17 protein-coding genes and 1 pseudogene are annotated in these 20,930 nt (G+C 73.1%); 9 read left to right on the top strand and 9 right to left on the bottom strand.

Annotated features, from left to right (window positions below; translation table 11 throughout):
• Positions 1-10 precede the first annotated feature (10 nt).
• On the top strand, positions 11-1,000 hold the full coding sequence (locus tag ACFY93_RS21390; RefSeq protein ID WP_391361302.1) for an aldo/keto reductase: 990 nt from the start codon (positions 11-13) through the stop codon (positions 998-1,000).
• Between the two features lie 177 nt (positions 1,001-1,177).
• On the opposite strand, the gene thpR is transcribed toward ACFY93_RS21390, so the two are convergent.
• The 3 genes from thpR to ACFY93_RS21375 form a co-directional block, all read right to left on the bottom strand.
• Positions 1,178-1,747: an RNA 2',3'-cyclic phosphodiesterase gene (thpR, locus tag ACFY93_RS21385; RefSeq protein ID WP_391361300.1), complete on the bottom strand. Its 570-nt coding sequence runs from the start codon at positions 1,745-1,747 to the stop codon at positions 1,178-1,180.
• 44 nt (positions 1,748-1,791) lie between these two features.
• A complete protein-coding gene (locus ACFY93_RS21380) occupies positions 1,792-3,138 on the bottom strand; it encodes an MFS transporter (protein WP_391361298.1) in 1,347 nt (448 codons plus the stop codon).
• Positions 3,139-3,310: 172 nt separating this feature from the next.
• Positions 3,311-3,748, bottom strand: a complete 438-nt coding sequence (locus ACFY93_RS21375) for a MarR family transcriptional regulator (protein WP_391361297.1) — start codon at positions 3,746-3,748, stop codon at positions 3,311-3,313.
• Positions 3,749-3,911: 163 nt separating this feature from the next.
• Between ACFY93_RS21375 and ACFY93_RS21370 the strand changes: the two genes are divergently transcribed.
• Positions 3,912-4,106 carry a ribbon-helix-helix protein, CopG family gene (locus ACFY93_RS21370; protein WP_391361294.1) on the top strand — a complete coding sequence of 65 codons (195 nt, stop codon included), beginning with the start codon at positions 3,912-3,914 and terminating at the stop codon, positions 4,104-4,106.
• 206 nt (positions 4,107-4,312) lie between these two features.
• Here the strand turns inward: ACFY93_RS21370 and ACFY93_RS21365 are convergent, their stop codons facing one another.
• On the bottom strand, positions 4,313-5,761 hold the full coding sequence (locus tag ACFY93_RS21365) for a solute carrier family 23 protein (protein WP_391361292.1): 1,449 nt from the start codon (positions 5,759-5,761) through the stop codon (positions 4,313-4,315).
• 363 nt (positions 5,762-6,124) lie between these two features.
• Between ACFY93_RS21365 and ACFY93_RS21360 the strand changes: the two are divergent.
• Both ACFY93_RS21360 and ACFY93_RS21355 read left to right on the top strand, forming a co-directional pair.
• Positions 6,125-6,382, top strand: a pseudogene (locus ACFY93_RS21360) (DUF2530 domain-containing protein); the annotation flags it as partial.
• Between the two features lie 323 nt (positions 6,383-6,705).
• Positions 6,706-9,261, top strand: a complete 2,556-nt coding sequence (locus tag ACFY93_RS21355; RefSeq protein WP_391361289.1) for an HAD-IC family P-type ATPase — start codon at positions 6,706-6,708, stop codon at positions 9,259-9,261.
• A gap of 11 nt (positions 9,262-9,272) precedes the next feature.
• Here the strand turns inward: ACFY93_RS21355 and ACFY93_RS21350 are convergent, their stop codons facing one another.
• The 3 genes from ACFY93_RS21350 to ACFY93_RS21340 form a co-directional block, all read right to left on the bottom strand.
• Positions 9,273-10,205, bottom strand: coding sequence for a hypothetical protein (locus ACFY93_RS21350; RefSeq protein WP_391361286.1), 933 nt, complete (start codon positions 10,203-10,205; stop codon positions 9,273-9,275).
• A 185-nt stretch (positions 10,206-10,390) separates the two neighbouring features.
• Positions 10,391-13,714: a sacsin N-terminal ATP-binding-like domain-containing protein gene (locus ACFY93_RS21345; RefSeq protein ID WP_391361284.1), complete on the bottom strand. Its 3,324-nt coding sequence runs from the start codon at positions 13,712-13,714 to the stop codon at positions 10,391-10,393.
• Positions 13,715-13,975: 261 nt separating this feature from the next.
• Complete coding sequence (locus ACFY93_RS21340) at positions 13,976-14,902, bottom strand: DUF3027 domain-containing protein (protein ID WP_391361282.1); 927 nt, start codon at positions 14,900-14,902, stop codon at positions 13,976-13,978.
• Between the two features lie 407 nt (positions 14,903-15,309).
• Between ACFY93_RS21340 and ACFY93_RS21335 the strand changes: the two genes are divergently transcribed.
• From ACFY93_RS21335 to ACFY93_RS21320, 4 genes are all read left to right on the top strand, one after another.
• The gene (locus ACFY93_RS21335; RefSeq protein ID WP_391361280.1) at positions 15,310-16,782 is read left to right on the top strand and encodes an MFS transporter; all 1,473 of its coding nucleotides are present in this window, start codon (positions 15,310-15,312) and stop codon (positions 16,780-16,782) included.
• Between the two features lie 175 nt (positions 16,783-16,957).
• A complete protein-coding gene (locus ACFY93_RS21330) occupies positions 16,958-17,455 on the top strand; it encodes a DUF2771 domain-containing protein (RefSeq protein WP_391361277.1) in 498 nt (165 codons plus the stop codon).
• A complete protein-coding gene (locus tag ACFY93_RS21325) occupies positions 17,425-18,297 on the top strand; it encodes a futalosine hydrolase (RefSeq protein ID WP_391361275.1) in 873 nt (290 codons plus the stop codon). Before ACFY93_RS21330 ends, ACFY93_RS21325 begins: the two co-directional genes overlap by 31 nt.
• Positions 18,287-19,192: an MqnA/MqnD/SBP family protein gene (locus ACFY93_RS21320; RefSeq protein ID WP_391361272.1), complete on the top strand. Its 906-nt coding sequence runs from the start codon at positions 18,287-18,289 to the stop codon at positions 19,190-19,192. Before ACFY93_RS21325 ends, ACFY93_RS21320 begins: the two co-directional genes overlap by 11 nt.
• Positions 19,193-19,266: 74 nt before the next feature.
• Here the strand turns inward: ACFY93_RS21320 and ACFY93_RS21315 are convergent, their stop codons facing one another.
• Entirely contained in the window at positions 19,267-19,650 is a 384-nt protein-coding gene (locus ACFY93_RS21315) for a cold shock domain-containing protein (protein ID WP_391361269.1), read from the bottom strand.
• Positions 19,651-19,832: 182 nt separating this feature from the next.
• On the opposite strand from ACFY93_RS21315, the gene ACFY93_RS21310 reads away from it, so the two are divergent.
• A complete protein-coding gene (locus ACFY93_RS21310) occupies positions 19,833-20,084 on the top strand; it encodes a hypothetical protein (RefSeq protein WP_391361266.1) in 252 nt (83 codons plus the stop codon).
• 158 nt (positions 20,085-20,242) lie between these two features.
• On the opposite strand, the gene ACFY93_RS21305 is transcribed toward ACFY93_RS21310, so the two are convergent.
• Positions 20,243-20,896 (bottom strand): haloacid dehalogenase-like hydrolase, encoded by a 654-nt coding sequence (locus ACFY93_RS21305; protein WP_391361264.1) that lies wholly within the window; start codon positions 20,894-20,896, stop codon positions 20,243-20,245.
• Between the last annotated feature and the right edge of the window lie 34 nt (positions 20,897-20,930).

Below are 20,930 nucleotides of genomic sequence, written 5' to 3'. Positions count from 1 at the left end.
GGCTTGGACCATGGAGTACACACAGCTCGGACGCACGGGACTCAAGGTCAGCCGGCTGGTCCTCGGGACCATGAACTTCGGGCCGCAGACCGACGAACCCGACAGCCACGCCATCATGGACGCGGCGCTGGACGCGGGGATCAACTACTTCGACACGGCCAACGTGTACGGCTGGGGCGAGAACAAGGGCCGTACCGAATCGATCATCGGCAGCTGGTTCGCCCAGGGCGGCGAGCGGCGCGACAAGGTCGTGCTCGCCACCAAGGTGTACGGGAACATGGGCGCCGACGGCGAGGCCTGGCCCAACCACGACAAGCTCTCCGCCGTGAACATCCGGCGGGCCGTCGACGCCAGCCTCCAGCGGCTCCGGACCGACTACATCGACATCTACCAGTTCCACCACATCGACCGCGCCACCCCCTTCGAGGAGATCTGGCAGGCGATCGACACGCTGGTGCGGCAGGGCAAGATCCTCTACGCCGGTTCCTCCAACTTCCCCGGCTACAAGATCGCCCAGGCCAACGAGACGGCCGCCCGGCGCGGCTCGTACGGGCTGGTCAGTGAGCAGTGCCTCTACAACCTGGCCGAGCGCCGCGCCGAGATGGAGGTCATCCCGGCCGCGCGGGACTACGGGCTCGGGGTCATCCCCTGGTCGCCGCTGCACGGCGGACTGCTCGGCGGCGTCATCAAGAAGGAGGCCGAGGGCGGCCGGCGGGCGAGCGGGCGGGCCGCCGACGCCCTCAAGGACACGGCCGTACGGGCGCAGATCCAGGCGTACGAGGATCTGCTGGAGAAGCACGGTCTCGAGCCCGGGCAGGCCGCGCTGGCCTGGCTGCTGACCCGTCCCGGGGTGACCGGGCCCATCGTGGGGCCGCGCACCGCCGGGCAGCTGGAGTCGGCGCTGCGGGCCGTGGAGCTGGAGCTGACGGACGAGGTGCTGGCCGGTCTGGACGAGATCTTCCCCGGCCCGGGGCCGTCCCCGGAGGCGTTCGCCTGGTAGGCGTGCGCCCGGGTCCCGTCCTGGTGGCCGTGCTCAGGCGGCCGTCCGGCGCTCTACTGGCCGACGGCCGCCGCCACCGCCACGACGACGAACATCAGCACGAGCACGACGGCCATGATCCGGTTACGGGTTTTCGGGTCCACGCCTTCGAGGTTAACCGGACCCGTCCGGACGCCTTCACTCGCCCGCCCCGAGTTCCCAGCGCTCGACCGTGTCGTAGTGAGGCAGCTCACCGGGCACGCCCGATCTCGGCAGCTCGCTGCGTACGAGGCACAGCGCGCCCGCCGTCCACTCGCGCCCCGCGAAGGGCGCGAGGGCGGCGGCGAACGGGCGGAGGTCGGTCGCGAGGCGGCTGCGGGCGAGGGTGAGGTGCGGCCGGTAGCGGCGGTGCCCGCCCGAATCGACGCCCGCCTTGCGGCCCGCGGTCTCCGCCCGGTCGGCCAGCAGCCGCATCGTGCGCAGGTCGCCCGCCGCGCCCGCCCACAGCGCCCGGTCGCCGAAGTGGCCGCCGCCGCTCAGGGCGAGCGGGAAGAGCGGGGTGTGGGCGGCGGCGCGCGCCAGCCGGCGGGAGAGGTCGGGGACGGTCTCCTCGTCCACCTCGCCGTAGAAGGCGAGGGTGAAGTGCCAGCCGGGGCGGCCGGTCCAGCGCAGGGCGTCGGCCCCGCGCAGCCGCCTCAGTCCGTCGACCACGGGGGCCAGTTCCCTTACCGCTTCCTCCGGTGGCAGCACCGCCGCGAAGAGTCTCATGCGGTCACCCTGCCACCTCCCGGCCGCCCCGCGGGAACGGCGGCTCACGCCACCGTCGCCAGCCGCCTCTCCCGGGGCACGAAGCGGACCTGGGGGTGGCCGTCGCGCCAGCCGACCGCGAGACGGAGGTTGCCGAGGCGGGCCAGGACCAGGCCGACCGTGAGCGCGGCGGCGACCGAGACCAGCCCGCCGACGGCGAAGCCGATGCGGGGCCCGTAGGCGTCGGTGACCCAGCCGACCAGGGGCGCGCCCAGGGGCGTACCGCCCACGAAGACCATCATGAACAGGGCCATGACGCGGCCGCGCATCGCCGGGTCGGTGGCCATCTGCACCGAGGTGTTCGCCGTGACGTTGACGGTCATGCCGAACATCCCGATCGGCACCATGAGCAGCGCGAACAGCCAGAACGACGGGGCCAGCGCGGCGACCATCTCCAGCACGCCGAAGGCGACGGCGGCGGCGATCAGGACGCGCAGCCGGGCCGTGCCGCGCCGGGCGGCCAGCAGGGCGCCGGCGAGGGAGCCGAGGGCCATCAGCGTGTTGAAGAGGCTGTAGGCACCGGCGCCGGAGTGGAAGACGTCGTCCGCGTACGCGGTCAGCCAGACGGGGAAGTTGAAGCCGAAGGTGCCGATGAAGCCGACCAGGACGATCGGCCAGATCAGGTCGGGCCGGCCCGCCACATAGCGCAGGCCCTCGCGGAGCTGGCCCTTGCCGCGCGGGGCGCGCTGGTTCTGGAACAGCTCGCGCGAGCGCATCATCAGCAGCGCCGCGAGGGGCGCGACGAACGACAGTCCGTTCAGCAGGAAGGCCCAGCCGGTGCCGACGCCGGTGATCAGCAGGCCCGCGACGGCGGGGCCGACGAGCCGGGCGGACTGGAAGTTGGCGGAGTTGAGACTGACCGCGTTCTGCAGCTGGCCGGAGCCGACCATCTCGGAGACGAAGGACTGCCGGGCCGGGTTGTCGACGACCGTGGCGAGGCCCATGGCGACGGCGGCGACGTAGACGTGCCAGACCTGGACGTGTCCGGAGAGGGTGAGGAAGGCCAGCGCGAGGCCGGTGAGGCCCATCGCGGACTGGGTGGCGAGCAGGACGGGGCGCTTGGGCAGGCGGTCCACGAGGACGCCGCCGTACAGCCCGAACAGGAGCATCGGCAGGAACTGCAGCGCCGTGGTGATGCCGACGGCGGCGGAGGAGCCGGTGAGGCTCAGCACCAGCCAGTCCTGGGCGATGCGCTGCATCCAGGTGCCGGTGTTCGAGACGACCTGTCCGAGGAAGAACAGGCGGTAGTTCCGCACGCGCAGCGAGCGGAACATCGAGGAGCGCTCGGGGACGGGCGGGGTGTCGTGGGTGGCTGGTGCGGGGGCGGAGTCTGCTCCGGGTCCCGAACTCAACAGCGTTCGCCTCCTTGGCGGTCACGGACGGCTTGCGGCAGTCGCCGGGCGGGGGCCCGGCGGGGCGTCACGGGCCGGCGGTCGTGGCCGGTGGTCCTACGTGTGCGGTCAGGGCGCGGGCGGGCCGGCGGTCACCGGCCGGGGCCCGCGGGCGGGCACCCTCACAGGGCGCTCACAGATGGGCGAGCTTCTCCAGTACGGGGGCGGCGGCGCGAAGCTTCTCCCACTCGTCCTCGTCGAGGGCGTCGACCAGTCCGGCCAGCCACACGTTGCGCTTGCGGCGGCTCTCCTCGAGCATCGCCTCGGCCCGCTCGGTCTGGGTGACGACCTTCTGCCGCCGGTCCTCGGGGTGCGGATCCAGCCTGACCAGCCCCTTCGCCTCCAGCAACGCGACGATGCGGGTCATCGACGGCGGCTGCACGTGCTCCTTGCGGGCGAGCTCGCCCGGGGTGGCCGTGCCGCAGCGGGCGAGGGTGCCGAGCACCGACATCTCGGTCGGGCTCAGCGATTCGTCGACCCGCTGGTGCTTGAGCCGGCGTGACAACCGCATCACTGCGGAGCGCAGGGAGTTCACGGCGGCGGCGTTGTCGCCATGGGTGAGGTCAGGCATGTCCTTTAGCCTAACTCATTACTCTCACTAAAGACCAATGGAACACCGGCGAATGCCCGTGATCCACACCACTCATCCTTACGTGGATCGCGGATCACCCGAACGAGTGACGAGGCGGGCAAAAGTGACCCCGGGCACACCCTGGTGGGGCGACCCTCGGACCATGGGGACCAGCGTGCTCAGCCTGCGCGTGGACGGGGAGCTGCTCGACCGGCTCCGGCACCACGCCGCCAGAAGAGGAATGAGCGTCCAGGACTATGTCGTCCGGACGCTCATGCGCAGTGACTTCGACGAGCGCTTCAGCAGCGCGGTCGAGGAGACGGAGAGGTTCTACGGGGTCACGTGCCGCGACGCCTGACCTGACACCCGACGCCTGACGGGACGCCGTGCGCCCGGCGCCTGACGGTCCGCCCGACACCTGACACCCGACGGGCCGCCCGGCCGCCGGCTTCGGCGCCGGTACGCGACAGGCCCGCTGACTCCCGTCCGCGGGCCTGTGGCTGAGTTCCTGTGGCTGAGGGGTTCCTGGCCCGCACCGGGGTACGGGGTCCTCGGTCCTCGGTGTTACGTCAGGCCCAGGGCCGGCATCAGGTAGTAGAAGGCGAAGACCGCCGAGACCGCGTACATGGGCACCGGGACCTCGCGGCCCCGGCCGGCGGCCAGGCGCAGGACCACGAAGGTGATGAAGCCCATGCCGATGCCGTTGGTGATCGAATAGGTGAACGGCATCATCAGCATCGTCACGAAGGCCGGGATGGCGATCGTGTGGTCCGCCCAGTCGATCTCCCTGATCGAGCCGGAGAGGATCAGGAAGCCCACCGCGAGCAGGGCCGGGGTGGCCGCCTGCGACGGGACCATCGTGGCGATCGGGGTGAGGAAGAGGGCCACGGCGAACAGCGCGCCGGTGACGACGTTCGCGAAGCCGGTGCGCGCGCCCTCGCCGACACCCGCCGTGGACTCCACGAAGCAGGTGGTGGCCGAGGAGGAGCTGGCGCCGCCCGCGGCGACGGCGACACCGTCGATGAACAGGACCTTGTTCATGCCGGGCATCTGACCCTGCGCGTCGGTCAGCTTGGCCTCGTCGCTGATGCCCATGATCGTGCCCATCGCGTCGAAGAAGCACGACAGCAGCACGGTGAAGACGAACAGGACACCGGTCAGCACACCGACCTTCTCGAAGCCGCCGAAGAGGCTGACCTTGCCGAGCAGGCCGAAGTCGGGCGTGGCGACGGGGTTGCCGGGCCACTTCGGGGTGGTCAGGCCCCAGGAGGGGATCGTGGCGACCGCGTTGACGATCACGGCGGCGACGGTCATCGCCACGATCGAGATGAGGATCGCGCCGGGCACCTTGCGGACGACGAGCGCGAGCGTGAGCAGCGTGCCGAGGACGAAGACCAGGACCGGCCAGCCGTTCAGGTGGCCGTCGGCGCCGAGCTGGAGCGGCACGGTGGTGTGGGCGGCGTCCGGGATGCGGGAGACGAAGCCGGAGTCGACGAGGCCGATCAGCATGATGAACAGGCCGATGCCGATCGCGATGCCCTTGCGCAGCCCCAGCGGCACCGCGTTCATCACGCGCTCCCGCAGCCCCGTGGCCACCAGCAGCATCACCACGAAGCCGGCCAGCACGACCATGCCCATGGCGTCGGGCCACGACATGCGGGGAGCGAGCTGGAGGGCGACGACCGTGTTCACGCCGAGACCGGCGGCCAGGGCGATCGGGACGTTGCCGATGACGCCCATGAGCAGCGTGGTGAACGCGGCGGTGATCACGGTGGCCGTGACCAGCTGGCCGTAGTCCAGCTGGTGCCCGTACATGTCCTTGGCGCTGCTGAGGATGATCGGGTTCAGCACGATGATGTAGGCCATCGCGAAGAAGGTGGCGAATCCGCCGCGGATCTCCCGGCCCAGCGTCGAGCCACGCTCGGAGATCTTGAAGTAGCGGTCGAGTGCGCCGGACGCGGGCCGGGGCCGCGGCTGGTCCGGCGCGGGGGCCTTGGTGGCCGAAGTGGACATGCTGGTCCTCAAACGGTGCGGGCGGGAACGGACGGAGCGGAGCTGAACGGGGCTGCGGCAGGTCTGTGGGGAACGAGTCCTGCTGCTCGAGGTCACTCCGGCCGGGTTCCCCCACGATCCGTTCGGTGTCCTCTTTGGTGCTTCCTACGAACATAAGCAGCCAAGCACAGGCCGTTTCAGTATGAACATATAAGGCGGGAATCGCTATCTCCGCGCGTAGACGCTTGTGCGACAAGGGCTCTGCCGGAAGTCCGACGGGGAAATCCGGGCGGAGGAGAGGACCGAGTGGGGGTGCGGGAGAACCGGACGGAGGGCGTACGAGGTCCGGGCCGACGGCGGAACCCGGGCCCGTAAGCTGTGCGCATGGAGAAGTGGACCCCCAAGCACGAGGCACCGGAGCCCCTGGAGGGGCCCGTCGTCGCCACCATCACGGGCGGCACGATCCTCTGGTTCGTCCTCTTCCTGGTGCAGCTCCCGTTCTACGGCTGGTTCGACGACCACGGGCACACCTGGTGGGTGTGGACGTGCCTGGCCGGTGCGGGACTCGGACTGATCGGCATCTGGTACGTGCGGGGGCGCGACGCCGCGATCAAGCGGAACGCGGCGGACGGACAGGGCGGATCGGACGGCCCCGACGCGCGGAGCGGCCCCGACGCGCACGGCACCCCGGACGGGCAGAGCGGCTCGGCCGCGGAGTCGACGTCCACGGGGTCCTCGGCTTCCACGGGGTCCTCGGCTTCCACGGATTCCATGGGTTCCGCGGGTTCGGCGTCCGCCGGACCGGCCGCCACCGCCTGACCCTTCCGGGGCCGGCCGGTCCGCCCCGTCCCACCAGGGCGGACGGCCACCGCCTCCCACCACAGCACGACACCCCCTCCTCCCCTGGTCGGATCTTTCGGGCACTCGGCGGGTGCGGGCCCATATCCGCACGTACCGTCGAACGCATGACGCACATCGACGCGGGCGCCGAACTCGATCCTGTGCATCCCCTCCCCCTCCCCGGCCGGTCGCCGGGGCTCAGCACCGCCGAGGTGGCCGAACGGGTCGCGCGCGGCGAGGTGAACGACGTCCCCGTGCGCAGCAGCCGCTCGCTGACGGAGATCGTGCGCGCCAACGTGTTCACCCGGTTCAACGCGATCATCGGTGTGCTGTGGCTGGTCATGCTGTTCGTCGCGCCGTTCCAGGACAGCCTGTTCGGCTACGTGATCATCGCCAACACCGGCATCGGCATCGTCCAGGAATGGCGCGCCAAGAAGACCCTGGACTCGCTCGCCGTGATCGGTGAGGCGAAACCGACCGTCCGCCGGGACGGGACCTCCGCCGAGATCAGCACCTCCGCGATCGTGCTCGGCGATCTGATCGAGGTCGGGCCGGGCGACCGGATCGTGGTGGACGGCGACTGCGTCGAGGCCGAGGGGCTGGAGATCGACGAGTCGCTGCTCACCGGCGAGGCCGACCCGGTGGCCAGGCACCCGGGCGAGCCGGTCATGTCCGGCAGTTTCGTCGTCGCGGGGACGGGGGCGTTCAAGGTGACGAAGGTCGGGCGGGAGGCGTACGCGGCGCAGCTCGCCGAGGAGGCGTCCCGGTTCACCCTCGTCCACTCCGAACTGCGCACCGGCATCTCGACGATCCTCAAGTACGTGACGTGGATGATGGTGCCGACCGCGATCGGCCTGGTCATCAGCCAGCTCGTGGTCAAGGAGAACGACTTCAAGGACTCCGTCGCGCGGACCGTCGGCGGGATCACGCCGATGGTGCCCGAGGGACTCGTGCTGCTGACGAGCATCGCCTTCGCGATCGGGGTGATCCGGCTGGGCCGCAAGCAGTGCCTCGTCCAGGAGCTCCCGGCGATCGAGGGCCTCGCCCGCGTCGACACGGTCTGCCTGGACAAGACGGGCACGCTCACCGAGGGCGGCATGGACGTCACCGAGGTGCGGTCCCTGGACGGCGCGGACGAGACGTACATACGCAGGGTCCTCGGCGCGCTCGGAGCGTCCGACCCGCGCCCGAACGCCTCCCTCCAGGCCGTCATCGACGCCTGCCCCGACAGCGCGGAGTGGCGCCGCCTCGGGTCGCTGCCGTTCTCCTCGGCCCGCAAGTACAGCGGAGCGTCGTTCAGCGAGGGGGACGGCGAGTCGAGTACGTGGCTGCTGGGCGCCCCCGACGTCCTCCTCGACGACGAGGATCCGGCCCTCGCCGCCACGGACCGGCTGAACGAGCAGGGCCTGCGGGTGCTGCTGCTGTCCCGGGCCGTGAAGGACCTCGACGATCCCGGGGTGAGCGTCGGCGCGCGGCCCACCGCCCTGGTCGTGCTGGAGCAGCGGCTGCGCCCGGACGCCGCCGACACCCTGCGGTACTTCGCCGAGCAGGACGTCAGCGCGAAGGTGCTGTCGGGCGACAACGCGGTGTCGGTGGGCGCGGTCGCCCACAAGCTGGGGCTGGTGGGGGGCGGGGGCGCGGCGGGGCGCGCCGGCGACGGGGCGGCGGTCGAGGCCGGCTCGGCCGTGGCGCGCACGGCCGTGCCGGGCGCGACGGACAAGACGGGTGCGACGGGCGGCGCGGCGAGTGCGGCCGGCACGGCGGCGGGGGCGGCGGGCTCCGCGGACTCGGCCGTCGTCGACGCGCGGAGGCTTCCCGGCGACCGGGACGAGATGGCGCTGGCCCTCGACGCGGGGACGGTGTTCGGACGGGTCACGCCGCAGCAGAAGCGCGACATGGTGGGCGCGCTCCAGTCACGCGGGCACACGGTGGCGATGACCGGCGACGGGGTGAACGACGTCCTGGCGCTCAAGGACGCCGACATCGGGGTGAGCATGGGCTCCGGGTCGGAGGCGACGCGGGCCGTGGCGCAGATCGTGCTGCTCGACAACAGCTTCGCGACGCTGCCCTCGGTGGTCGCGGAGGGCCGCCGGGTCATCGGCAACATCACGCGCGTGGCGACGCTGTTCCTGGTGAAGACGGTCTACTCGGTGCTGCTGGCGGTGCTGGTGGTGTGCTCGCAGGTGGAGTACCCGTTCCTGCCGCGGCACCTGACCCTGCTGTCGACGCTGACGATCGGGATCCCCGCGTTCTTCCTGGCGCTCGCCCCGAACCGGGAACGGGCCCGCCCCCACTTCGTACGGCGGGTGATGCGGTACGCGGTCCCGGGCGGTGTCCTCGCGGGTCTGGCCACCTTCGCCACGTATCTGCTGGCCCGGCACCACTACTCGGGCCCGGGGTCGCTGGACGCGGAGACGAGCGCGGCGACGCTGACGCTGTTCCTGATCTCCATGTGGGTCCTGGCGATCATCGCCCGCCCCTACACCTGGTGGCGGGTGGGGCTGGTCGCCGCGATGGGCGGCGCGTTCGTGCTGGTCCTCGTCGTCCCGTCGCTGCAGCACTTCTTCGCGCTGAAGCTGGTCGGGGTGACGATGCCGTGGATCGCGGTGGGCATCTCGGCGGTGGCGGCGGCCGGCCTGGAGCTGGTCTGGAGGGTGGTCGGCCGCCGCGTTCCCGTGTGAGGGGGCTGCCGCTACCTCACGTCGACGGCGTCGCCCGAGGAGCTGACCGCCGGGGTCGTCGAGGTGCCGGCGAAGCTGTAGCGGAAGGTGCCGTCGGCGGAGGCCTTGACCGTGGTCCGCAGGGCGCCCCTGCTGCCGGACGTGATCGTCTTCAGGGTGCTGTAGCTGTCGGCACCCTTCTTCTTGAACTGCAGCTTCACGGACTGGACGGTGTAGCCCGCGTACGTGCCGGTGTCCCAGTTGGCGCGGCTGAGGGTGCCGGTGACCGTGATCGTCCTGTTCTTCTTCACCGGCTCCGGGGAGGCGTTGACGGTGAGCTTGGAGTAGCGCTGGAGGCTGGGCGCCGCGTAGCCGTCCTTCTCGGCCACGCCGACCTTGCTCAGGTCCAGCGAGGGGCTGGTGGGGTCCTGCCCGTTGAACGCGACCGCGTAGGCGTCCGCCTTCCAGGCACCCGCGTCCCCGTTGATCAGGTCCTGGGCGGGGTTGATCACGATCGTCTCGGTGCACCGGGCGACGGTCGCGGAGGACACCGTGCAGGTCGCCGGGTCCTCGCTGGAGAGGATGTACTCGGCGTTCTCGTACGAGCCGCCGCGGTACAGGTCGACCCCGGCGTAGAAGTCGCCGGCGGCGACGTCGACGTCCGCGGCGTGGGTGATCGTGAAGCTGACCGGAACGCTCACCTTCTTGCTGATGCCGGCGACGATCGCCTTGCCCTTGTTGACGGCCACGTTCGAGAACGTGGCGTCCAGGGCGTACGGGACGCCCTCGTCGTCGGCCGAGGTGCTGAACGCGGACCGGCCGGAGTCGGCCTGCCGTGCGGCCTGCACGGCCTTCGCGGCGGCGTCGCGGTCGGGCGTGGATCCGTCGGCGTGCGCGGCGGGCACGACGAGGGCGGAGAGGGCCAGGGCGCCGGAGACGGCGGCCACGGTGGCACGTATGCGCATGCGATTCCCCAGGTGGAGAAAGGGGCCCTACGGCTGGCGTCACGCGGGCCCACATGATCGTGGAGTCTGTTGACTCGGTTGATCAGATGCACGCGTGAGAAGAATGGTTGTGCGTGGGATGAAGTTTCTGTGGACACGTTGACGACGGACGCGGGGAGGGTGCCGGACGGACGGCGGGAGGGCGGTCAGTCGAACCAGCGGTCGCGGGCCAGCTCCTCGGTGCGGGACGGGTCCTCCAGGAGCGCGGCCACCTCGAAGCGGCGCGGCCACTGACCGGCCGCCCAGGCCAGACCGGCGGCGACGCCCTCCAGGGTGGCGGCGTGCAGGACCCCGTCGGGGGTGCGGCGCCAGTCCAGTTCGGTGCCGCCGACGATCAGTTCCTCGTGTTCGACGTACGAGGCGGGCGTGGACGGGCCGAGCAGCACCCGTACGGACTCCGGCACGCCGTGCTCCGTGCCCTCGGAGGTCACCTCGCCGGTCACGGTCTCGCTCAGCCGCCGCACCTGGAACAGCTCGGCGAGATCGGCGGCCCGCGCGGGGCGTACCGGAAGCAGCGGGACGCCGGACGTGAAGGGCAGCAGGTCGGGCGAGTCTGCGACCACCGCGTCGGCGGCGTCCACGACGACGACCTCGCCGTCGACGACGGCCCGCACCTCGTCCGGCAGGGTCACCTGCTCGGGGTCGAGGTCCGCCAGGGCCCCGTACAGGGCGTGCAGTTGGGCGGACGAGACGGGCCGGCCGGGGTCGGCGAGCCGGTCGAGGAGTTCGGCGGCGCCGCCCGGCTCGGCGAGCAGCGCGGCGACCGAGGTGCGCACCCCGAGGGCGCGCAGCACCTGCTCGTCGTCGAAGCCGGTCGCGTCGGCCTCGTCGTACAGCCCGTGCAGCAGCGGATCGCCGCCGGCGGCACGCAGTCCGGCCGGGCGGCGGCCGTCGAGCACCGGATGGCCGCGCAGCCACCACGCCGTGTACGGGCGGACGATCTCGTGCGTGCCGTCGGGCAGCAGGATCCGCACCGGCTGCACGATCGCGTCCCGCAGCGGCGGCCGGGACAGCAGGGCGAGGGCCCTGGGCCACTCGTCGTCGTCGACGAGGTCCAGATCGCGGACGGCGGTGATCTCCGTGGCGACCGGCGGTACGGGAGTGTCGGGCAGCCGGTCCAGGACGTCCTCGCACCACACGTCGACGGCGTCGAGCAGACCCGCGTCGTCCGGTTCGGCGAAGTCGCCCTCGCGGGGCTCCAGTTCGTCCGGGTCGAGGACGACGTCGGTGGCGCGCACGAGGGTGAAGCCGGCCAGGACGCCACAGGCGGCCAGGGGCTGCTCGCCCCAGCGCCCGGCCAGTTCGGCGTCGACGGAGGCGAGTTCGTCCTCCCGCATGACCTGGGCGAACGGGCTTCCCGGCAGCACGAGTTCGCCCGCGGGGGACAGCTCGCCGTCCTCGTCGGGCAGGGCGAGCGCCCCGAGCCAGGGCTCGTCGCCCGGCTCCAGCGCGGCATCCCGTACGAGGGCGAGGACCGTGTCGGCCAGCTCCTCGGCGTCCGGCCCCTGCTGGTCCCAGCCGCCCTCGTCGTCGAGGGAGGCGGCGACGGCGGCGCGCACCTGCGGGGTGGTGAGGACGGCGCGGGGCGTCGCGGGAAGCGCGCCCAGCTTCTCCAGGAGGGGGTGGGCGGCGTCCGGGTGGACGACCTTCAGGCCGAGCCGGACCAGGGTGTCCGGGGCGACCGGCAGACCTCCGGCCGGCGGCAGCAGGACCTGACGGGGGCCGATGGCCGTCCGCGTGCCGCCGGAACCGTGACCGGCGGGGCCCGCATCGGCATCCGTATCGGCATCGGTAGCGGCCTCGGCATCGGGACCGAAGCCGGGGCCGAAGCCCGGGGAGGCGCTTCCGGCCAGCGGGACGGGCAGGCCCGACAGCCGGTCCGGGTCGACTCCCGCGAGGCTGTCGTACAGGCGCCACCACCAGTCCGGGGACTTCTCCAGGCCGGCCAGCCGGTCCACGGCCTCCGTGAGCGGGATCCGGGCGACGCCCAGCGTCCGCAGCTCCGTCCGGCGTTCGAGTCCCGCGGGCAGCAGGCTGGGCAGCACCTCGGCGAGGACACGGACGGTGCCGGCACCGGCGCCCTCGACGACCTCGGCGTCCCGGGGGCGCAGAGCGGCGGTCGGCCGGGACCAGTCGGTGTCCGGGGAGAGGTCGGGTGCCAGGTCCGGTGCCGGGTCGGGTGCCCGGCCGACGGCGAAGGCTCCGGGAGCGGAGTCGCCGGGGGCGGAGTCACCGGGGGCGAGGGCGGGCGGCAGGAAGGCCGTACGGGGCAGCCGGTCGAGGATCGCCTGCCGCAGCGTGCCGTCCAGCTCGCCCCGGCCGAGCGGACCCGGCACGAGGTCGATGATGCCCGGGCCCACCGGTCGCCAGGCGGCGAGCAGTTCGGCGTACGCGTCGGCCGCGCGCTGGACGAGGAAGTCGGTGAGCGGACCCGGGGCCGCGTGCCGGCGGGCGGTGTCCAGCGGCAGGGAGGCGATGAGCAGCGCCGGTACGCCCAGCGGTTCGTCACTGGGTGTGGGCGCGTGCACGACGGGGCTGGTACGCGGGGCGGCGGGCGAACCGTCCGCGCCGACCGGGACGGCCCAGGTGAGCGACCAGTGGGGGCGCAGCCGCTCCTCGACGGGACGGTCGGCGAGCAGGGCCGGTTCGAGGGGACCGTGCCGGGAGACGACCCGCCAGCGGGTGGTGCCGTCGCGGGAGTCCTCGACGGTGACCCCGTACTCGTCGGCACGGCGGCGCAGCGTACGGACGCCCGCCTCGCTGTCGCCGGTGTCGACGACGACCTCCTCCAGACCGGGCAGGGCGAGGAGCAGGGCGTCGTCCACGGCGTTCAGCAGCCGCTCGGCCAGGCCCTCGGCGGCCGGGTCCCGCAGCGGCAGGATGACCACCGTGTCGTACGGGTCCGGGGCGGAGCCCTCGGCGGCGAACGGCAGCCTGAGCAGGGGCACATGGCCGTCGCGGCGGCGGATCTCGTCACCGAGGCCGGGACTGTGCCGGGCGGTGTCCGCGGCGAGTTCGCGGGCCTCGGCCAGCGACCAGCGGACGCCGCCGTGCCGGCCGACGACGGCGGGCTCGTCGCTCACCGCGAGGACGGCGGCGAAACCGACGCCGAAACGGCCCACGGCGCTGTCCGGGGCGTCCCGCTTCGCGGAGGCGCGGAGCGTGGAGAGGGACTCGACACCGGCCGCGTCCAGCGGGGCGCCGGTGTTGGCCGCGGCGAGCACGCCGTCGCGCAGGGTGAGCCGGAGACGGCCGGGGACGCCGGAGCGGGCGGCCGCGTCGGCGGCGTTCTGCGCGAGCTCCACGACGAGGCGGTCGCGGTAGCCGCCGAGGGCGAGATCCTCCTCGGCGTTCGCGTCCTCACGGAACCGGGCGGGGCTGGTGGCCCACGCGTCCAGCACGCCGCGTCGCAGACGCGCCGTGCCGAAGGGGTCCGCGCCTTCGGGTGCCGGCCGCACGAACTTGCTCACGGTTCACTCTCCCTCTTGGGGGGCGGGGTCGCTAGCGGGGGGCTGCGCCCGGCGTTCTGTCGGCCTGGGGTGGGGCTGCGGGCAGTCGTGCCTCCCCCAGAGCCTCAAGGGCCTGGGAGGTGCCCCCAGGGGCGACGGGGGACCCCCTGCTCGAAGAGCTTCGGGGAGGCACCCCGCGGGCGCCGGGTTCGCCTCCACGCCGGCCCGCACCGCGCACCGGGCCGCGCGCCCCGCGGGCGGGGCGGCGCGGTCGCGCGGTGCCTACGAGTGACCGAGTTCCGCTGTGGACTCGTCCGGGGTGGAGGGGACCGAACCGGAGTCCGGGGCCGGGCGGAGGGGGAAGGGGTCCACGCGGGTCTCGTCGATGACCGGGGCCGGGGGGCGGGGCGTCTTCGGCATGACCGCCGCCTCGGAGTGGCCGCCGCATCCGTACGACAGGGCGACCACCCGGCCGTCCGCCGGGGAGAACTCGTTCGCGCAGACGCCGAAGGCCTGGCCCAGCGAGCCGCCGATGGGATTCAGGAAACCGCAGCTGACGCACGAGGCGGGCGCCGCCTGGGCCATCGCCGTCTTCGGGCCGAAGCCCTCCTCCCAGCGGTCCGCCGCCGCGTGCAGCCCGTACCGGGACAGCACCCGGGCCCTGCGCAGGCCCAGCTCCTCGGCGACCGCCGCGATCGAACCACGCCTCGGCACGACCGGGAGCGTCGCCGGTGTGCCCTCGGTGACCTCCGCGTCCTCCGCCTCCGCGAGCTGTTCCATCTCCCGGGAGACGACCGAGTTCGGGGCGGGCTCGTCCTCGCCGGTGTAGCCCGGTTCGAGCCGCAGGTCCTCCGCGTCCGTGGGCAGCAGGTCCCCGGGGCCCATGTCACCGGGGCGCAGCCGCTCGCTCCACGGCACCCACTCCGGGGCCTGGAGGGCGTCGGCGCCGGGCAGCAGCACCGTCTCGTTGAGGGTGACGTGCTTCGCACGGGAGGCCCGGGCCACGGTCACCGCCCAGCGCCAGCCGCGGTACCCGAACTCCTTGCACTCGAAGAAGTGCGTGACAACGCGATCTCCTTCGGAGATCAGTCCGGCGTGCTCGCCCACCACTCCCGGGGCGGCGGCCTCCTCGGCGGCGGCGCGTGCGAGGTCGATGGCCTCGGCGCACAGACGGTCGGGGGTGCGGCTTCGCGTTGTCGCTGCGCTCACAGGTATCGCTTCTCTCCTACGCCGTCTCACGGGTGCGCCATCCCTCGGCGAGAACGCGGACGGAGCGGACCAGAGGGCCGCGTCGACGTCCGCGCCCGATCGCGCTCGGGCGCACCTACGTCATCCATTCTGCGGGATGACCGAGAGGCGCGCGGCCGAGAACAACCGCCGCGGGCGCGTTACGCACGCTACCTTCTCCTGGCCTCTGGGCCCACACCGGCGTGCCACCCCGCCGCTCCGCGGCAGGGTTCGCGCCGCTCCACGGCCCTTTTCTCCGGCGCTCCGCACCGGGTTTCGCGCCGGGTTTCCCACCCTCCCGACCGTCCCGGTCCGCTGGAAAGGGGACCGGTGGGGGCATACGGGCGGTTGCCGCACTACGTTTCCGGTTCTCGGGGCACTATGACGGGGTGGCAGCCACCAGGTCGCCCCAGGGAACCACCGGAGTCGGCGTGGACAAGGGGAACAGCCGAAGCGGCGGACCGGGCCGAGTCAGCGGTCCCGTCCGCGCGGTCGGCCGTGCCCTGCAGTTCCCCGTGACGGGCACCGCACGCGGCATCCGCAAGGCCACCCACGCGCACGGCGCGGGCGAGTCCGGCCTCGGCAAACTCATCGAGCTGCACGCCGTGAACGGCGCCGGCGACGTCATGATCACCATCGCCCTCGCCTCCACGGTGTTCTTCTCCGTGCCCACCGACGAGGCCCGCGGCCGCGTCGCGCTCTACCTCGCCATCACCATGGCCCCCTTCACCCTGCTCGCCCCCGTGATCGGCCCCTTCCTCGACCGCATCCCGCACGGCCGCCGCGCCGCGATGGCCTGCGCCATGCTCGCCCGCGCGCTGCTGGCCCTCGTCCTGTCCGGCGCGGTCGTCACCGGGGGGATCGAGCTGTATCCCGCCGCGCTCGGGGTGCTCGTCTCCTCCAAGGCGTACGGCGTCGTGCGCAGCGCCGTGGTGCCCCGTCTGCTGCCCGCGGGCTTCTCCCTGGTGAAGGCGAACTCGCGGGTCACCCTCGGCGGGCTGCTCGCCACCGGTGTGGCCGCGCCGATCGGCGCGGGACTGCAGTCGCTCGGTTCGCGCTGGCCGCTCTACGGCGCCTTCCTGATCTTCGTGGCGGGCACGGCCCTGTCGTTCTCGCTGCCCGGCAAGGTCGACTCGGCGAAGGGCGAGGGCAGGGCGCTCCTCACCTCGGAGGAACCGCACCGGCACGGGCCGCTGTCCCACCGGGGGCGCTATCTGTCGCAGCGGCCCGGGCCGCACGAGCCGCCGGAGAAGACGCCGCGTCCGGGGCTGCGTACCGTCGGCACGGCCGTCACCCACGCGCTCGCGGCCAACGCGGCGCTGCGCTGCCTGTCCGGCTTCCTGATCTTCTTCCTGGCGTTCCTGCTGCGTGAGCACCCGCTCACCGGGGCCAGCGCGGCCGTGTCGCTGGGGATAGTGGGCGTCTCGGCGGGCGCGGGCAACGCGCTGGGCACGGCGGTCGGGGCGGGGCTGAGGTCCCGCGCGCCCGAGATCATCATCGTGACGGCCGGCGCGTTCGTGCTGGGGGTGGCGATCACGGCGGCCGTGTTCTTCGGTGCGGTGCTGGTGGCCTGCCTCACCGCGGCGGCCGGTTTCGCGCAGGCACTGGCCAAGCTGTCGCTGGACGCGCTGATCCAGCGGGACGTGCCCGAGGAGGTCCGTACGTCCGCGTTCGCGCGGTCCGAGACGCTGCTGCAGGTGGCGTGGGTGCTGGGCGGCGCGATCGGCATCGCCCTCCCGCTCAACGGCTCCCTGGGCCTCGGCGTGGCCGCCGCGATCGTCGCCGCGGGCTGGCTGCCCACGGTGCGCGGCCTGCTCAGAACGGCCCGCCGCACCGGCACCCCGCACCCCCACACCGCCTGACCACCGCTCCCCGCCCCACGACCGGCGGCCCCGGCCCGTAGGCCCCGCCGCACCGGCACCCCGGCCGTACGCGCGCCGGGCGGATGCGTGGCCGGCGCGTGCTCCGGGTGACCCGGCGGCACGCCGCCACACCCCACATGGCAGGACGGCTGTGCGTGCCCGATAACCTTCGGCCATGACCTCCCTGCCCCGCGGCGGAGCCGCCACTGGACACGGCGGCGCGCGCCAGCGCCGCGCCATCGCCGCCATCGGCGTCGTCTCCGCCGGACTCCTCGTCCTGTCCGCCTGCGACAAGCCGACGCCCATGGCGACCGTCACGGTCGGCGATGACTCGGTGAGCTCCGAGACCGAGTGCTACCACGACGGCGACGAGGTGAAGGCCGCCGACCTGGCCAAGTGCCTCAAGTCCAAGGACATCAAGTCCATCAAGATCGACCCCGACGCCACCGTCCGCTTCGGTGTGGACCCGGACGTCGCCGACGACGAGTGGACGATCCTGATGAACGGTCAGCCGCTGACCGATTCCAGCAAGAAGACCTACCGGACGATCCCGGGCAGCGTGTTCTTCAACCAGCAGTACGGCGCGAGCGGCAACTCGACGCTGGTCTCCATCAAGTCCGGCGACAAGAAGGTCACCGGCCTGTGGTCGTTCAAGTTCAAGAAGGACGACTGACCACGTCCGCCTCCCCGTCCGCCCGCACGCCCGAGCCGATGGTCCCGGCCCGGCCGGCGGCGCCGGTACGTGTCCTCGTGGCCACCGCGGTACCCGTCGAGCGGGACGCGGTGGCCGGGGCGTTCCCGGCGGCCCCGGCCCGTGAGATCCCGCTGCCGGGCGCGACCGTGCGCCGGCTGTCGCCGGTGGCCGCCGCGTCCGGGCCCGGAGCCGGTGTCACCCTGGACCTGCTGGCCGCCGGCGTGGGCCCCGCGCTCGCCGCCGCGTCCACCGCCACCGCGCTCACGGCCGCCGCGCTGCGCGGCGAGCCGTACGGCCTGGTCGTCTCCGCCGGGATCGCCGGCGGTTTCCCGCCCGAGCCGCGCGCCGACGGCCCCGCCCCCGCTCCCGGACCGCTGCTCGGCTCCCTCGTGATCGCCGACGAGATCACCGTGGCCGACCTGGGCGCCGAGACCGCGGACGGCTTCCTGCCGGTCACGGCACTCGGCTTCGGGACCGTCGGCCACCGTCCGCCCGCCGCGCTCGTCCGCGAGGCCGCGGCGGCCACCGGGGCCCGCACCGGGACCGTGCTGACCGTCTCGACGGTGACTGGGACCGCCGCCCGCGCCGCCGAGCTGCGCGGACGCCACCCCCGTGCCCTCGCCGAGGCGATGGAGGGCTTCGGGGTGGCCGAGGCCGCCGCCGCGCACGGTGTGCCCGTGTTCGAGATGCGCGCGGTCTCCAACCCCGTCGGCCCGCGCGACCGCGCCGCCTGGCGCATCGGCGACGCTCTCGCCGCCCTCACCGAGGGTTTCGGGAAGCTCGCGCCCGTACTGGAGAGTTGGAACCCGCATGAGCACTGAGACCCCCGGCCCTGCCACGTCCCCCGTACCGCCCGCGTCCTCCGGCGCGTTCCCCGAGGCGCTGCGGATCGCCTACTCGCCCTGCCCGAACGACACCTTCGTCTTCGACGCGTGGGCGCACGGCCGCGTCCCCGGCGCGCCCGCGCTGGACGTCACGTTCGCGGACATCGACATCACCAACGGAATGGCCGAACGCGGCGAGTACGACGTACTGAAGGTGTCGTACGCCGTCCTGCCGTACGTGCTGGACGAGTACGCGCTGCTGCCCTGCGGCGGTGCGCTCGGCCGGGGCTGCGGCCCGCTGGTGCTGACGCGGGAGGCGGGCGCCGACCTCACCGGGCGGACGGTCGCCGTGCCGAGCGAGCGGTCGACGGCGTACCTGCTGTTCCGGCTGTGGGCGGCGGAGACCCTGCCCGGCGGGGTAGGCGAGATCGTGGTCATGCCGTTCCACGAGATCATGCCGGCCGTGCGGGACGGCAAGGTGGACGCCGGACTCGTCATCCACGAGGCCCGGTTCACGTACCAGGACTACGGGCTGCACCGCCTCGCCGACATGGGCGAGCACTGGGAGGCGACGACCGGCCTGCCGATCCCGCTGGGCGCGATCATCGCCAGGCGGTCGCTGGGCGAGCGGACGCTCACGGCGCTCGCGGCGGCGGCCCGCGCCTCGGTCCGCATGGCCTGGGACGACCCTGAGGTCTCCCGTCCGTACGTCCTGGAGCACTCCCAGGAGATGGACCCGGGCGTCGCCGACCAGCACATCGGCCTGTACGTCAACGAGTTCACCGCCGACCTCGGCGAGGACGGCTACGCCGCCGTCCGCGGACTGCTCACCCGCGCGGCCTCCGAGGGACTGGTGCCGCCGCTGGGCCCGGACGCGCTCGCCTTCCCGTGATCGGGCTCTGAGCGGGCCGTGGACGGGCCCCGCACGGGTCCTGAGCAGGTCCTGAGTGGCGGCCCGTCCCCGCGTCAGACGTCGAGCTGGTCGGCGACGGCCCGCAGCAGGCCCGCGATCTGGTGGCCGGACGCCTTGTCGGGGTAGCGGCCCTTCTCCAGCGACGGCGTGATGTTCTCGAGGAGGGTCGTCAGGTCCTGGACGATCGAGGCGAGTTCGTCCGGCTTGCGGCGCTGGGCGGCCGCCACGGAGGGCGTCGGGTCGAGGATCGTCACCGAGAGCGCCTGGTCACCGCGCTGCCCGGCGACCACACCGAACTCCACGCGCTGTCCCGGCTTGAGGGCGTCGACTCCGGCGGGCAGGACCGAGGAGTGCACGAAGACGTCACCGCCGTCGTCGCGGGAGAGAAAGCCGAAGCCCTTCTCGCTGTTGAACCACTTGACCTTGCCGGTGGGCACCGTCTGTCCTCGTCCTCGTACTCGTCGGAATACCGCTCGGATGTTCGGGAATCCGCTGGGAAACGGCCCCGGATAGCACTGCAGCGGGTCGTCCGACCCGCCGGCACCCAGGCTAATGGTCCGGGAGCCGGTGACAAGACGTCCCCGGATTGTTCCTTGCCGCTGGGAACTACCCTGGTGGAGTGCGCGACAAAACCCCAACGAATTCCCCCGGGCCCGGTGATCGGCTGATCCGCGCCGGTGCTCTCGTCTTCTTCGCCGGAGCCTTGGCCACCCTGGTCACCGTGGCCCCGCTGCTGCTGCATACGACGCCTTTCCCGACGTACATGTTCGGACTGAGCATGCTCATGGGCGTCGGTTTCCTGGTGGCGGGCGCGGGGGTGCTGCGGTCCGTCGCCGCGGAGCGGCGCGCGGCGCGGGCCGCGCGTTCCTGAGTACGGCCCCGCCCGGTTCCCGCCGCTTCGTCCGCGTTGTGCGGGTACGTCGCGTTCCGGCGGACGCCTGCCTCGGACGCTTCACGCTCTTGGCCTGAAAGTGCCGGTGGAGTGCCGCGTTCCGGGCCCGCGGGGCCGGTGCGATCCTCACCGGGGGCTCAGCGGCGCGAGTGCTCCGCGAGCCATGCCGGGAAACGCGTGAGGTCGGTGAGGACGACGTCCGCGCCCGCCCCGCGCAGCTCCGCCTCGTCGCAGGGGCCGGTGGCCACGGCCACGGAGTACGCGCCGGCGGTACGTGCGCCGCGTACGTCGCCGGTGTGGTCGCCGACGTAGACGCTCGCGCCGTACTCGCGCAGCGCCCGTGCCTTCTCCTCGGCCCACAGGCTGCCCACGACCGCGTCGGCGTCGATCCGCAGGTGCTCCAGGTGGAGCTTGGCGTTCGGCTCGTACTTGGCGGTGACGACGAGCGCGCGCCCGCCCGCCTCGTGCACGGCGGCTATCGCCTCGCGGGCGCCGGGCATCGCGAGCGAGCCGGTGATGGCGTGCTCGGGGTACATCTCGCGGTAGAGGTCGCCCATGGCCGCGACCCGCTCGGCCGGGAACCAGTGGGCCAGCTCCTCCTCCAGCGGCGGCCCGAGCCGGCTGACGACCAGATCGCAGTCGACGTACGTACCCGTCCGCGCCACGAGGGCCTCGAAGCAGGTGCGGATGCCGGGCCGGGAGTCGATCAGCGTCATGTCGAGGTCGAAGCCGACGGTCAGGACGCCGGGGTCCGTCGGACGTGCGGACGCGGTGGACGCGGTGGATGCCATATGTGCCATTGTGCCCAGCGCTCCGGTCGGCCCG

Source organism: Streptomyces sp. NPDC008313 (assembly GCF_042956125.1).
Taxonomy (GTDB): domain Bacteria; phylum Actinomycetota; class Actinomycetes; order Streptomycetales; family Streptomycetaceae; genus Streptomyces.
Note: the sequence above shows the minus strand (reverse complement) of the source record. Positions and strands in the feature narration are given on the sequence as shown.

Coding starts and splice junctions, on each gene's coding strand:
- ACFY93_RS21390 (WP_391361302.1), top strand. CDS start 11: ATGGAGTACACACAGCTCGGACGCACGGGACTCAAGGTCAGCCGGCTG.
- thpR (WP_391361300.1), bottom strand. CDS start 1,747: ATGAGACTCTTCGCGGCGGTGCTGCCACCGGAGGAAGCGGTAAGGGAA.
- ACFY93_RS21375 (WP_391361297.1), bottom strand. CDS start 3,748: ATGCCTGACCTCACCCATGGCGACAACGCCGCCGCCGTGAACTCCCTG.
- ACFY93_RS21370 (WP_391361294.1), top strand. CDS start 3,912: ATGGGGACCAGCGTGCTCAGCCTGCGCGTGGACGGGGAGCTGCTCGAC.
- ACFY93_RS21365 (WP_391361292.1), bottom strand. CDS start 5,761: ATGTCCACTTCGGCCACCAAGGCCCCCGCGCCGGACCAGCCGCGGCCC.
- ACFY93_RS21355 (WP_391361289.1), top strand. CDS start 6,706: ATGACGCACATCGACGCGGGCGCCGAACTCGATCCTGTGCATCCCCTC.
- ACFY93_RS21350 (WP_391361286.1), bottom strand. CDS start 10,205: ATGCGCATACGTGCCACCGTGGCCGCCGTCTCCGGCGCCCTGGCCCTC.
- ACFY93_RS21330 (WP_391361277.1), top strand. CDS start 16,958: ATGACCTCCCTGCCCCGCGGCGGAGCCGCCACTGGACACGGCGGCGCG.
- ACFY93_RS21320 (WP_391361272.1), top strand. CDS start 18,287: ATGAGCACTGAGACCCCCGGCCCTGCCACGTCCCCCGTACCGCCCGCG.
- ACFY93_RS21305 (WP_391361264.1), bottom strand. CDS start 20,896: ATGGCATCCACCGCGTCCACCGCGTCCGCACGTCCGACGGACCCCGGC.